Source organism: Pseudomonas sp. Ant30-3 (assembly GCF_000690905.1).
GTDB lineage: Bacteria > Pseudomonadota > Gammaproteobacteria > Pseudomonadales > Pseudomonadaceae > Aquipseudomonas.
In genome coordinates this window covers 52,267-65,524 of the sequence record NZ_JMCL01000031.1, presented here as the reverse complement: position 1 = coordinate 65,524, position 13,258 = coordinate 52,267, and the positions used below count along the sequence as shown (strand labels likewise).

14 protein-coding genes are annotated in these 13,258 nt (G+C 60.1%); 10 read left to right on the top strand and 4 right to left on the bottom strand.

Annotated elements, in window-relative coordinates; translation table 11 throughout:
- The first annotated feature begins 171 nt into the window (after positions 1–171).
- The 10 genes from DU29_RS0108865 (at position 172) to DU29_RS0108820 (ending at position 9,477) form a co-directional block, all read left to right on the top strand.
- Positions 172–426 carry a type II toxin-antitoxin system Phd/YefM family antitoxin gene (locus tag DU29_RS0108865; protein ID WP_028621422.1) on the top strand — a complete coding sequence of 85 codons (255 nt, stop codon included), beginning with the start codon at positions 172–174 and terminating at the stop codon, positions 424–426.
- A complete protein-coding gene (locus DU29_RS0108860) occupies positions 426–836 on the top strand; it encodes a type II toxin-antitoxin system VapC family toxin (RefSeq protein ID WP_028621421.1) in 411 nt (136 codons plus the stop codon). Before DU29_RS0108865 ends, DU29_RS0108860 begins: the two co-directional genes overlap by 1 nt.
- Positions 837–1,041: 205 nt before the next feature.
- Positions 1,042–2,457: a cytochrome c oxidase accessory protein CcoG gene (gene ccoG / locus DU29_RS0108855; RefSeq protein WP_028621420.1), complete on the top strand. Its 1,416-nt coding sequence runs from the start codon at positions 1,042–1,044 to the stop codon at positions 2,455–2,457.
- 11 nt (positions 2,458–2,468) lie between these two features.
- On the top strand, positions 2,469–3,008 hold the full coding sequence (locus tag DU29_RS0108850) for a FixH family protein (RefSeq protein WP_028621419.1): 540 nt from the start codon (positions 2,469–2,471) through the stop codon (positions 3,006–3,008).
- Positions 3,009–3,146: 138 nt separating this feature from the next.
- Complete coding sequence (locus DU29_RS0108845; protein WP_028621418.1) at positions 3,147–5,597, top strand: heavy metal translocating P-type ATPase; 2,451 nt, start codon at positions 3,147–3,149, stop codon at positions 5,595–5,597.
- A 24-nt stretch (positions 5,598–5,621) separates the two neighbouring features.
- Positions 5,622–5,840, top strand: coding sequence for a cbb3-type cytochrome oxidase assembly protein CcoS (gene ccoS / locus DU29_RS0108840; RefSeq protein ID WP_028621417.1), 219 nt, complete (start codon positions 5,622–5,624; stop codon positions 5,838–5,840).
- Positions 5,833–6,516: a sulfite exporter TauE/SafE family protein gene (locus DU29_RS0108835; protein WP_028621416.1), complete on the top strand. Its 684-nt coding sequence runs from the start codon at positions 5,833–5,835 to the stop codon at positions 6,514–6,516. The genes ccoS and DU29_RS0108835 overlap by 8 nt, the downstream gene beginning before the upstream one ends.
- A gap of 121 nt (positions 6,517–6,637) precedes the next feature.
- The gene (gene hemN, locus DU29_RS0108830; protein ID WP_028621415.1) at positions 6,638–8,020 is read left to right on the top strand and encodes an oxygen-independent coproporphyrinogen III oxidase; all 1,383 of its coding nucleotides are present in this window, start codon (positions 6,638–6,640) and stop codon (positions 8,018–8,020) included.
- A gap of 94 nt (positions 8,021–8,114) precedes the next feature.
- On the top strand, positions 8,115–8,849 hold the full coding sequence (fnr, locus tag DU29_RS0108825; RefSeq protein WP_028621414.1) for a fumarate/nitrate reduction transcriptional regulator Fnr: 735 nt from the start codon (positions 8,115–8,117) through the stop codon (positions 8,847–8,849).
- A 79-nt stretch (positions 8,850–8,928) separates the two neighbouring features.
- The gene (locus DU29_RS0108820) at positions 8,929–9,477 is read left to right on the top strand and encodes an adenine phosphoribosyltransferase (RefSeq protein WP_028621413.1); all 549 of its coding nucleotides are present in this window, start codon (positions 8,929–8,931) and stop codon (positions 9,475–9,477) included.
- Positions 9,478–9,550: 73 nt separating this feature from the next.
- Here DU29_RS0108820 and DU29_RS0108815 read toward each other — a convergent pair whose 3' ends face one another.
- The 4 genes from DU29_RS0108815 to DU29_RS0108800 form a co-directional block, all read right to left on the bottom strand.
- Complete coding sequence (locus DU29_RS0108815; protein WP_028621412.1) at positions 9,551–10,699, bottom strand: acyl-CoA dehydrogenase family protein; 1,149 nt, start codon at positions 10,697–10,699, stop codon at positions 9,551–9,553.
- 182 nt (positions 10,700–10,881) lie between these two features.
- Entirely contained in the window at positions 10,882–11,484 is a 603-nt protein-coding gene (gene recR / locus DU29_RS0108810; protein ID WP_028621411.1) for a recombination mediator RecR, read from the bottom strand.
- 79 nt (positions 11,485–11,563) lie between these two features.
- Positions 11,564–12,598, bottom strand: coding sequence for an NADP-dependent oxidoreductase (locus DU29_RS0108805; RefSeq protein WP_028621410.1), 1,035 nt, complete (start codon positions 12,596–12,598; stop codon positions 11,564–11,566).
- A gap of 277 nt (positions 12,599–12,875) precedes the next feature.
- Entirely contained in the window at positions 12,876–13,214 is a 339-nt protein-coding gene (locus tag DU29_RS0108800; RefSeq protein ID WP_028621409.1) for a YbaB/EbfC family nucleoid-associated protein, read from the bottom strand.
- Between the last annotated feature and the right edge of the window lie 44 nt (positions 13,215–13,258).

Sequence of the window (13,258 nt, the reverse complement as noted above, 5' to 3'; positions counted from 1 at the left end):
AAACGCCTGACGCAACAAAAAAGGCCCTGTCCATGTGAATGGACGGGGTTTTTTTTAAGGATTTTTTCTGACGTTGCGACCGGAGGCAGGATATTTCGATGCCTCCGGGTTGTGAGATGATTTTTAAGGTAGTAACGTTTCTACAACAGAATCTCACACGGGACGGCGAACATGTCGATCACTACCATTTCCAGCCGCGAATTCAACCAGGACACAAGCAGTGCCAAAAAAGCTGCTTGCCAAGGCCCGGTTATCATCACCGACCGTGGCAAGCCAGCTCATGTACTGCTAAGCATTGAGGACTATCAAAAACTGACTGGCGTGAACGCAAGCATTGTCGACCTGTTGATGATGCCGGAAGCGGCAGACATCGAGTTCGAGACCGAGCGCGCCGTCATCACTCATCGCCCTGTGGACCTGTCCTGATGTTTTTACTGGATACCAACGTTATTTCCGAGCTGCGCAAACCTCACGCTGACCCAAACGTTGTGGCTTGGGCGAAGAGCGTCATCGCGCCACGCATGTTCATCTCGGCGATCACCTTGAAGGAGCTGGAAACCGGTGTGCTGCGCATGGAGCGACGGGACGCCGCGCAGGGCAAGATATTGCGCAGCTGGCTCAAGCGACATGTCATGCCGGCGTTCGATGCCCGCATCCTTCCGGTTGACGCCGCTGTAGCATTGCGCTGTGCGGGTCTGCATGTGCCAGACCGCGCCAACGAGAGCGATTCACTGATCGCTGCGACTGCTCTGGTACACGGACTGACCGTCGTCACCCGCAACGTCGGTGACTTTCAATCCAGTGGCGTCGCCCTGCTCAACCCTTGGACTGAATAAGCGCCGCGCTTCTCGAAACGGTCCATAATTCACCTGTCAATTGATTCAAGTCATTACACCATCAATTGAATTATCCCAACGCGACCAAAGGTCGCACCCTTGATCCAGAGCGACAGGCGTATCATTGCGCCACTGCAACATCCCTTTTGACCGCGGTCGGCATGTACTGACCGAGGCAATTTTCCACTGCCGTGGGATGCAACTGATGAGCAACCAGATTCCGGTACACGACGTCACTCCGCCTGCCAAAGACGCGAGCAAAACCGTCGATCTTTACGCATCGCGAGAGAAAATCTACACCCGTGCTTTCACCGGTCTGTTCCGCAATTTGCGCATGATCGGCGGCGCCGGCCTGTTCCTGCTTTATTTCGGTACGGTCTGGTTGAAATGGGGCGGCCATCAGGCAGTCTGGTGGAATCTGCCCGAACGCAAGTTCTTCATCTTCGGTGCGACCTTCTGGCCACAAGACTTCATCCTGCTCTCGGGCATTCTTATCGTCAGTGCCTTCGGCCTGTTCTTTATCACCGTTTACGCCGGCCGCGTCTGGTGCGGCTATACCTGCCCGCAAAGCGTCTGGACATGGATTTTCATGTGGTGCGAGAAGGTCACCGAAGGCGACCGCAACCAGCGCATCAAGCTCGACAAGGCGCCGATGAGCGCCAACAAGTTCTTGCGCAAGTTCAGCAAGCACACCTTGTGGTTGCTGATCGGTTTCGCCACCGGCATGACCTTCGTCGGCTATTTCTCGCCGATCCGCGAGTTGACCCTCGACTTTTTCACTGGCCAGGCTGATGGCTGGTCGTATTTCTGGGTCGGTTTCTTCACCCTCGCCACGTACGGCAATGCCGGCTGGCTGCGTGAGCAAGTGTGCATTTACATGTGCCCTTACGCGCGTTTTCAGAGCGTGATGTTCGACAAGGACACCTTGATCGTTTCCTACGATCCGCGTCGCGGCGAGTCCCGTGGTCCGCGCAAGAAAGGCGTTGACTACAAGGCCATGGGGCTGGGCGATTGCATCGACTGCACAATGTGCGTTCAAGTCTGCCCGACCGGCATCGATATCCGCGATGGCCTGCAAGTCGAATGCATCGGCTGTGCCGCCTGTATTGATGCCTGCGACAGCATCATGGACAAGATGGACTACCCGCGCGGCCTGATCAGCTATACCACCGAGCACAACCTGTCGGGGCAGAAAACCAATAAACTGCGGCCGCGCCTGATCGGTTACGCCGTGGTCTTGCTGACCATGATGGCGCTGCTCGCGGGTGCGTTTTTCATGCGTTCGCTGGTGGGCTTCGACGTCAGCAAGGATCGCGTGCTGTACCGCGAAAACGCCGAAGGCCGGATCGAGAACGTCTACAGCCTGAAGATCATGAACAAAGACCAGCGCGATCACACTTACCTGCTGGACGCGGTCGGTCTGCCGGATCTCAAACTGCAGGGCAGACGAGAAATAAAAGTCGCCGCCGGAGAAATCTTCAGTCAGCCGGTTGAGCTCTCCATGGCGCCGGAAAAGCTGCCGTCGAGCACCAACGAGGTGAAATTCATCCTCAAGGATGCCGACGACGCCGGGATTCACGTTGAAGCCAAGAGCCGATTCATCGGCCCACAAATTCGTTGAGAGAAGTGAACATGCCTGCAACAAACGCCGCAAGTCCTTGGTACAAGCACCTTTGGCCCTGGATCATCATTGCCATTCTGGCGTGCTCGGTGACGCTGACGCTGTCGATGGTGACCATCGCGGTGAAAAACCCGGACAACCTGGTCAACGACAACTATTACGAAGCCGGCAAAGGCATCAACCGGTCACTGGACCGTGAACTGTTGGCCCAAACCCTGCTGCTGCGCGCCAACGTGCACCTGGACGGCGAGACTGGCGAAGTCGATGTGCGCCTGAACGGCAACAGCCAACCGGCCAGCCTCGAGCTGAACCTGATTTCGCCGACGCAGCCGGAAAAAGATCGCAAGATCAGCCTGGTGCAAAGCGGCTCCGAACCGGGTCGTTATATCGGCCAGGTGAACGACAAGGTTGAAGGTCGACGCTTTGTCGAGTTGCTAGGCGTGCAGGACGGCCAGACCTGGCGCATGTTCGAGGAAGAACAGGTCAGCCACGACAAGGACATGCTGCTGGGTGACGAACCGCTGCAAGGCGCCGAAGACCTGAAAAACTAAAGTCGCGCTTCGCGCATCGCGAGCAGGCTCGCTCCCACAGTGGATTTCTGGTGTACAACATTTTGTGCAAGACACAGATCAAATGTGGGAGCGAGCCTGCTCGCGATGAGGCCCTTCCAGACGACATAGATCCGAATGATGACCACGCCAACCCCCTGCTACCACTGCGCCCTGCCCGTTCCGGCTGGCAGCCGCTTCACCGCCGCCGTCCTCGGGGATACCCGCGAATTCTGCTGTCCGGGTTGCCAGGCTGTGGCCGAAGCCATTGTGGCCGGGGGTCTGGAAAGCTATTACCAGCATCGCAGTGAAGCCTCGGCCAACCCGGAAGGCTTGCCGGTGCAACTGGTCGATGAGCTGGCGCTGTACGATCGCGCCGACGTGCAACAACCCTTCGTCCGCCACGACGGCGAACTCGCCGAAACCACCCTGTTGATGGAAGGCATCAGCTGCGCCGCGTGCGGCTGGTTGATCGAAAAACATTTGCGCAGCCTGCCCGCTGTCGCCGAAGCGCGCCTGAACCTGTCCAATCACCGTCTGCATGTACGCTGGGCCGATGCGCAATTGCCGCTGAGCCAGGTCCTGAGCGAACTGCGCCAGATTGGCTACGCCGGTCATCCTTATCAAGCCGACCGGGCCAGCGAACAACTGGCCGGCGAGAATCGTCTGGCGCTGCGGCAACTCGGCGTCGCAGGCCTGCTGTGGTTTCAGGCAATGATGGCGACCATGGCCACCTGGCCGGAATTCAACATCGACCTCAGCCCCGAGCTGCACACCATTCTGCGCTGGGTCGCACTGTTCCTGACCACACCGATCGTGTTCTACAGCTGCGCGCCTTTCTTCAAAGGCGCGCTGCGTGATTTGCGCACCCGGCACCTGACCATGGACGTTTCGGTGTCGCTGGCGATCGGTAGCGCCTATATCGCCGGCATCTGGACCTCGATCACTGGCGTGGGTGAACTGTATTTCGATGCGGTCGGCATGTTCGCGCTGTTCCTGCTGGCCGGGCGCTATCTGGAGCGCCGCGCCCGCGAACGCACCGCTGCCGCCACCGCGCAACTGGTCAATCTGCTGCCGGCCTCGTGCCTGCGCTTGAGCGCTGATGGCCAGAGCGAACGCATCCTGCTCAGCGAATTGCGCGTGGGCGATCACGTGCTGGTGCATCCCGGCGCGATCCTTCCGGCGGATGGCAAGATTCTCGAGGGGCAGTCGAGCGTCGACGAATCCCTGCTGACCGGCGAATACCTGCCGCAACCCCGCACGCCCGGCGATGCCGTCACCGCTGGCACACTGAATGTGGAAGGCGCGCTGACTGTCGAAGTGCTCGCGCTCGGGCACGACACGCGGCTGTCCGCGATCGTGCGCCTGCTCGACCGCGCCCAGGCCGAGAAGCCAAGGCTGGCGGAAATTGCCGACCGGGCCGCGCAATGGTTTTTGCTGCTGTCGCTGATTACCGCTGCCGTCATCGGTCTGGTCTGGTGGGAGCTGGATTCCTCGCGCGCGTTCTGGATTGTCCTCGCCATGCTTGTCGCGACCTGCCCGTGCGCGTTGTCCCTCGCCACACCAACCGCGCTTACCGCCGCCACCGGCACGTTGCACAAGCTCGGTTTGCTGCTGACTCGCGGCCATGTGCTGGAAGGCCTGAATCAGATCGACACGGTGATTTTCGACAAGACCGGGACGCTCACCGAAGGACGCCTGGCCCTGCGTGCCATCCGTCCGCTCGGCGCGCTCGACAGCGATCAATGCCTGGGGCTTGCTGCCGCCCTGGAAAATCGCTCCGAACACCCGATTGCCCGTGCGTTTGGCCGTGCACCGCTGGCCGCTGAAGACGTTCAGAACACCCCGGGGCTGGGCCTTGAAGGCCTGGTGGGCGAGCAACGTCTGCGGATTGGCCAGCCGGAATTTGTCTGCGGATTGAGTGGTGCAGCCGTTCCGTCGATGCCCGATGAACCGGGTCAATGGCTGCTGCTTGGCGGCGCTGATGGGCCGCTGGCGTGGTTTGTGCTCGACGATCGTTTGCGCGACGACGCGCCCGCGCTGCTTGCTGCCTGCAAGGCGCGCGGCTGGCGGACGCTGCTGCTGTCGGGCGATAGCTCGCCGATGGTCGCCAGCGTGGCGGCGCAACTAGGCATCGATGAAGCCCGGGGCGGATTGCGTCCGGACGATAAACTGCAGGTGCTGCAGCAGCTGCACAAGGAAGGTCGCAAAGTGTTGATGCTCGGCGACGGGGTCAACGACGTGCCGGTTTTGGCCGCCGCCGACATCAGCGTGGCGATGGGTTCGGCGACTGATCTGGCGAAGACCAGCGCCGATGCCGTGCTGCTTTCCAATCGACTCGACGCGCTGGTACAAGCCTTCAGTCTCGCTCGACGGACCCGGCGGGTGATCATCGAGAATTTGCTCTGGGCCGGGTTGTACAATGGCCTCATGTTGCCGTTTGCCGCCCTCGGCTGGATCACGCCAGTGTGGGCCGCGGTCGGTATGTCCATCAGTTCGTTGACCGTAGTGTTGAACGCGTTGCGCCTGACTCGCCTGCCGAGCGCGCCCGCCGCCAACGCCACGCCAGAAACCCGCCCGCTGCCGGCCTGAGCCGCGCGGGCATGGAGCTCACCCATGCCAGCTCTCTACGTGATGATCCCGGCCGCGCTGCTGATCGTTGGCATCGCGATCTATATTTTCTTCTGGGCAGTCGACAGCGGTCAGTACGACGACCTCGACGGCCCGGCCCACAGCATTCTGTTCGACGACCAGGACCCGAATCACCAGGCCGCCGTCGATGAGGCCAGCGGTCAGCCGGTGAAACCGGACGACAAGGCTCCACCCCATGCTTGAGTTGGCGCCACTGCTGGTGTCTGCACTAATCCTCGGCCTGCTTGGCGGCGGCCATTGCCTGGGGATGTGCGGCGGTTTGATGGGTGCGCTGACCCTGGCGATCCCCAAGGAACAACGCAGCCGTCGTTTTCGTCTGCTGCTGGCTTACAACCTTGGACGAATCCTCAGTTATGCCACGGCGGGGTTGCTGATCGGGCTGGCGGGATGGGCTGTTGCCAACAGTCCGGCGGCGATGTTCATGCGCGTCCTTGCCGGTTTGCTGCTGATCGCCATGGGCCTGTACCTGGCGGGATGGTGGAGCGGCCTCACCCGCATCGAAAGCCTTGGTCGCGGGCTGTGGCGGTACATTCAACCGGTTGCCAACAAACTGCTGCCCGTCTCGAGCCTGCCTCGCGCCCTCCTGTTGGGCGCACTGTGGGGCTGGCTGCCCTGCGGACTGGTTTACAGCACGTTGCTGTGGGCAGCGAGCCAGGGCAATGCGCTCGACAGTGCATTGCTGATGCTGGCTTTCGGCCTCGGTACCTGGCCTGTATTGCTCGCCACCGGCCTGGCCGCCGAGCGCGTCACGGCGCTGTTGCGCAAACGCAGCGTGCGCATGACCGGCGGCTTGCTGGTCATCCTCTTCGGCCTCTGGACCCTGCCCGGCCCGCATCAGCATTGGTTGATGGGTCATTAGGAGATCGCAGCCTTCGGCAGCTGCTACAGGTCGGCGCTCCCTTGATGCAAATCAACACGTCCCGAGCGCCTGCCTCATAGACTGGCTGACACTGCCAGCCTATCCGGGGAACGCCCGCATGATGCTCGACGCCATTCGTTGGGACACCGATCTGATCCGCCGATACGACCTCGCGGGACCGCGCTATACCTCCTATCCGACGGCCGTGCAGTTCGACAGCCATGTTGGCACTTTCGACCTTTTCCACGCTCTGCGCGAAAGCCGCAAGGCCCAGCGGCCGCTGTCGCTGTACGTGCATGTGCCGTTCTGCGCGAACATTTGCTACTACTGCGCGTGCAACAAAGTCATCACCAAGGATCGCGGACGCGCCTTGCCCTACCTGCAACGCCTCGAGCAGGAGATTCAGTTGATTGGCTGTCATCTCGACCCGGCGCAAAAGGTGGAGCAATTGCACTTCGGCGGCGGCACGCCAACCTTTCTGAGCCACGATGAACTGCGCCAGCTGATGGCCCGACTGCGCAAAAGCTTCAACTTGCTGGACGACGACTCCGGCGATTACGGTATTGAGATCGACCCCCGGGAGGCCGACTGGTCGACCATGGGCCTGCTGCGGGAACTGGGTTTCAACCGGGTCAGCATTGGCCTGCAGGATCTTGATCCAGCGGTGCAACGCGCGGTCAACCGCCTGCAAAGCCTCGAAGAAACCCGTGCAGTGATGGATGCTGCGCGAACCCTCCAGTTTCGCTCGATCAACATCGATCTGATCTACGGCCTGCCGAAACAGACTCCGGACAACTTCGCCCGCACAGTCGAAGAAGTCATCAGCCTGCAACCCGACCGCTTGTCAGTGTTCAACTACGCGCACCTGCCGGAACGCTTCATGCCGCAACGGCGCATTCACAGCCACGAGCTGCCGACCGCTGCGCAAAAGCTGGAAATTCTGCAGCGCACCATCGAGCAGCTGACCGCCGCCGGCTATCGCTACATCGGCATGGACCATTTCGCGCTGCCCGACGATGAGCTGGCAATTGCTCAGGAAGAATCCACCCTGCAACGCAATTTCCAGGGCTACACCACCCACGGTCATTGCGACCTGATCGGTCTGGGTGTTTCGGCGATCAGTCAGATAGGCGATCTGTACTGTCAGAACAGCAGTGACCTGAATCACTACCAGAACGCCGTGGCTTCGGCGCAACTGGCGACCCATCGCGGCTTGGTATGCAACGCCGATGACCGCCTGCGCCGCGCGGTCATCCAGCAGTTGATCTGCACGTTCCATCTGGAATTTGCCGACATTGAACAGGCCTTCAACATCGATTTTCGCGGCTACTTCGGCGCGCTGTGGCCGCAATTGCAAAGCATGTCCAGCGATGGCCTGATCGAACTCGATAACGAAAAAATCACCGTGCTGCCCGCCGGCCGGCTATTGGTCCGTTCCGTGTGCATGGTGTTCGACGCGTACCTGGAGCAACAGCACCGCCAACGGTTTTCCCGAGTGATTTGAATGCCTAAGGCAAAATCGCCGCAAGCTGGCCTGAATGTCCTGTCGTGGGTTACCCTTACGTCTTATGTGTGTTTTTCCCACAAGGATTGAAGAAATGTCTAAGCCAGTCAAATTGCGTGCTCACACCCAGGCCCATTGCAAGGATTGCAGTCTCGCCCCCCTCTGCCTGCCACTGTCACTGAATCTGGAAGACATGGATGCGCTGGACGAAATCGTCAAGCGCGGTCGCCCGCTGAAAAAAGGCGAATTCCTGTTCCGCCAGGGCGACGTTTTCGAAGCGGTTTATGCCGTCCGCTCGGGCGCCTTGAAGACCTTTGGCCTGAGCGATGGCGGTGAAGAACAACTCACCGGCTTCCATTTGCCGAGCGAACTGGTCGGGCTGTCGGGTATGGACACTGAAAAGCACCCGGTCTCGGCGCAAGCGCTGGAAACCACCTCGGTGTGTGAAATCCCCTTCGAACGCCTGGACGAACTTGCGCTGCAGTTGCCGCAACTGCGCCGGCAATTGATGCGCGTGATGAGTCGGGAAATTCGCGACGACCAGCAAATGATGCTGCTGCTATCGAAAAAGACTGCCGACGAGCGCATCGCCACTTTTCTGGTCAACCTGTCGGCGCGCTTCCGGGCTCGCGGCTTCTCGGCCAACCAGTTTCGTTTGAGCATGTCGCGCAATGAAATCGGCAATTATCTGGGCCTGGCGGTGGAAACCGTGTCCCGGGTTTTCACGCGATTTCAGCAGAATGAGCTGATTGCTGCCGAGGGCAAGGAAATCCACATTCTCGACCCGATTCAGCTGTGCGCGCTCGCGGGCGGCGCCATCGATAGTTGATCCGATGGATGGTGGCTGAGCGAAACGGTTCAGCCACCGTTATACTGCGTCGTTTGTAGCCTGCCAGGACACCTCGACGATGGTCTTCGACTCCTTCGACATCAAATCCCTGATCCGCCCCGTGATCGATTTCCCGAAACCCGGCGTGATCTTCCGCGACATCACCCCGCTGTTCCAATCGCCTACAGCGTTGCGCCTGGTGATGGACAGTTTCGCGCACCGCTACGTCGAGGCCGATTTCACCCACATCGGCGCCATGGATGCCCGTGGTTTTCTGATCGGCTCGGTATTGGCCTATCAGTTGAACAAGCCGCTGGTGCTGTTCCGCAAGCAAGGCAAACTGCCGGCCGACGTGTTGGCTGAAGGTTATGCGACAGAGTACGGCGAAGCGTTTCTCGAAGTTCATGCCGACAGCCTGTGCGAAGGTGATTCTGTGGTGATGTTCGATGACCTGATCGCCACCGGCGGCACCCTGATTGCAGCAGCGAACCTGATTCGACGTATGGGCGCGCGGGTGCATGAGGCGGCCGCGATTATTGATCTGCCAGAGCTGAACGGTTCGCAGCGATTGCAGGATATGGGCATACCGACGTTTTGCCTGACGCAGTTCGCGTTGACTGATAAGTAAGGCGGCGCACTCCAGGGATCATCGCGAGCAAGCTTTGCTCCCACAGCGAAGCTTTGGCTCCGACACCACGGGGTCAGAGCCCCATCTGCTTGCTGATGATCTCGTTCATCACTTCCCGCGTCCCTCCGCCGATCGACAGAATCCGGTTATCGCGGTAAAGCCGCTCCACCAGACTTTCGCGCATGTATCCCAGACCACCGAGAATCTGCACCGCATCGTGGGTGATCCGGTCAGCCGTGTCGGTGGCGAAATTCTTGGCCATCGAAATCTCCTTGATCACACTCTGCCCCGCCGCCATTTTTGCAGCCTGCCGATAAGTGAACTCCCGCGACACTTCCAGCGCCGTGGCCATCTCGGCGAGGCGATGCTTAAGCACCTGAAATTTGCCGATCGGCTTGCCGAACGCTTCGCGCTGCCGGGCCCACTTGAGGCTTTCTTCGAGCGCCAATTGCGCGGTCATATTGGCCATCAGTGCCAGGGCAAGGCGCTCGCTCTGGAAATTGCCCATGATGCAGGCGAAGCCCATGTTCTCGGCGCCGATCAAATTGCCTACAGGCACCAGGCAATTGTCGAAGAATAACTCAGCCGTGTCCGACGCCCACCAGCCCATTTTCTTCAACTGCCGACCGACCGTGAAACCCGGCGTGCCTTTTTCGATCAGCAACAGGCTGATGCCACCGAAACCGGTTGCGCCTGTGCGCACCGCGACGGTGTAAAAATCAGCGCGAACACCGCTGGTGATGAAAGTTTTGCTGCCGCTGACCCGGTAAAAATCACCTTCGCGCACGGCTCGGGTTTGCAAATTGGCCACGTCGGAACCGCCGCTGGGCTCGGTCACCGCCAGCGCGCTGATTTTTTCACCGGTCAGCACGGCCGGCACCACGCGCTCGCGGACTTCAGGACGGGCCCATTTGAGAATCGGCGGCAGGCCGATGTCCAGAGAGCCGAGGCCCGCGACCAACCCGCCGGAGCCACAGCGCAGCAATTCTTCGCTGGCGGCGATCTTGGCGAACAGGTCACCTTCGTGGCTTCCGCCCAGCGCTTCGGGATAACCGATGCCGAGGATGCCCGCTGCGCCTGCCTTGAGGTAGAGCTCGCGGGGAAAGCTTTCAGCTTCTTCCCACTGATCAATGTCCGGAAGGATCTCGCGCTCGACGAAACGTCTGACGCTGTCACGGACCAATTGGTGGCCGGGATCGAAGTATTCCTGAAAGGCAGGCATCGGCGAACTCCACTGAGGGGTTCAGCGAAGTTAACCGAGCGCTTGCTTGGTTTTCAACAGGATTGTGTGAAGCCGACGCACCGATTTGTTTGCATCGCGAGCAGGCTCGCTCCCACAGGAATTTTGTGAACGCTAGATACAATGTGGGAGCGAGCCTGCTCGCGATGGCGTCATTTCAAGTTTTACAAGGCTATCGGCTTACGCCCCGCAAACGAATGCGCCAGCGTCCCGCCATCGACCAACTCCAACTCGCCGCCCAGCGGTACGCCGTGGGCGATGCGGGAGGCAATCAGACCTTTGTTATTGAGTAACTGGGCGATGTAGTGTGCGGTCGCTTCGCCTTCGACCGTCGGGTTGGTCGCGAGGATGACTTCGGTAAACGTGCCTGCTTGCTGAATGCGCTCGAGCAATTGTGGAATGCCAATCGCTTCCGGCCCAAGGCCGTCCAGCGGCGACAAGTGGCCCTTCAACACAAAATAGCGACCGCGGAACCCGGTCTGCTCCACCGCATAAACGTCCATCGGCCCTTCCACCACACAAAGCAACGTGTCGTCGCGACGGGTGTCGGCGCATTGCGGGCACAGATCATCTTCAGTGAGTGTGCGGCACAAACGGCAGTGGCCCACCCCTTCCATGGCCTGGCTCAACGCCGATGCCAGACGCGAGCCACCGCTGCGATCACGCTCGAGCAGCTGCAATGCCATGCGTTGGGCAGTTTTCTGACCCACGCCCGGCAGAATTCGCAGGGAATCGATCAGTTGACGAATCAAAGGGCTGAAGCTCATGAGGAAACATCCGACAACATAACGAGACGCGGTTTATACCCGCGCCTCTGATGAGCGTCAAATAGCGGGCGACAATTACTCAGTCCTGAGCAACCCGCACCACCAGTTTGCCGAAGTTGCGCCCTTCCAGCAGACCGATGAATGCCTCGGGTGCGTTCTCCAGTCCATCGACCACGTCCTCCCGGAACTTGACCTTGCCGTCGCGTACCCACGGCGCCATTGCGCTGACGAATTCCGGCTGACGATCGCCGTAGTCGTCAAAGACGATGAAGCCTTGAATGCGTACCCGCTTGGTCAGCAATGTGCGCTGCAGCAACGGCAGGCGATCCGGACCACTCGGCGCTTCGTGCGCATTGTAGGAGGCGATCAAACCGCACAGCGGCACGCGTGCCTTGGCGTTGAGCAATGGCACAACGGCGTCGAACACCTTGCCGCCGACATTTTCGTAATAGATGTCGATGCCCTCGGGGCAGGCTTGAGCGAGCTCTTCGGCGAAATTGTCGCTCTTATGGTCGACACAGGCGTCGAACCCCAGCTCTTCCACCACGTAGCGGCATTTTTCCGCGCCGCCGGCCACGCCTACCACGCGCAGGCCCTTGATCTTCGCCACTTGGCCGACAACCGAACCGACAGCACCAGACGCGGCGGCCACGACCAGGGTTTCGCCTTCTTGCGGTTGGCCGATGTCCATCAGGCCCATGTACGCGGTCATCCCGGGCATGCCCAACACACCCAGCGCCATTGATGGGCTTGGCAGACCGGACGGCACCGGCATGATGTCGCGCCCGTCGCTGATGCTGTGGCTCTGCCATCCCGTCGCGCCGACGACCAAATCCCCTTCATGAAATTTCGGATTAAGTGAGCGCTCGACGCGGCTGACAGCACCGCCGGTCATCACTTCACCGATTTCTACCGGTGCCGCGTAGGACGGAGCGTCACTCATACGCCCGCGCATGTAGGGATCAAGCGACAGGTAAAGGGTCTTCAGCAACACCTGACCATCGGCGAGATCAGGCAGGGCTTCCCTTTCCAGACGGAAATTTTCCGGGGTCGGCGCGCCTGTCGGGCGGGACGCCAGTACGAATCGTTGGTTGAGGGTCAATGCGTCTGGCATGTGAGCGTCTCCTTTGATCGATGAAAATTGGCGGTATACGGAGCAGACCTGTTTGGGGGTGGGGGGTTCGATGTTTCGTCATGTGGACCGGAATGAGCTCATCGCGGGCAAGCCTTGCTCCCACGAGGTTGAGGAGATCCTGGGGAGTGGAGGTGATCTGTGCGAGCAAGCGGTGCGGCATTCCGACTCGGCCGCCATGGCGGCGCTACTGACAAAACAAAAATGCCAGGCGCGATGCCTGGCATTTTTTGTAGCTCATCCAAACCGCGTTGGCGAATCAGAACGGCAGTTTCATCCCCGGCGGCAGTTGCATGCCAGCGGTCATGCCGGACATTTTGTCCTGGCTGTTGGCTTCGATCTTGCGCACCGCGTCGTTGACGGCGGCGGCGAACACGGCTTCCAGCATCTCGCGGTCATCCTCGCTCAGACCTTCAACCATGCTCGGGTCGATGCTCACACGCTTGACGTCGTGACGACCGGTCATCACCACGGTGACCATATCGCCGCCGGCTTTACCGGTGACTTCGGCGTTGGCCAGTTCTTCCTGCATTTTGGCCATCTTTTCCTGCATCTGCTGTGCCTGCTTCATCAGGCCGGCCATGCCACCTTTCATCATGGGAATCACCTCAAAGTACTTGGATTAAAACAGCGTCCGGCCCT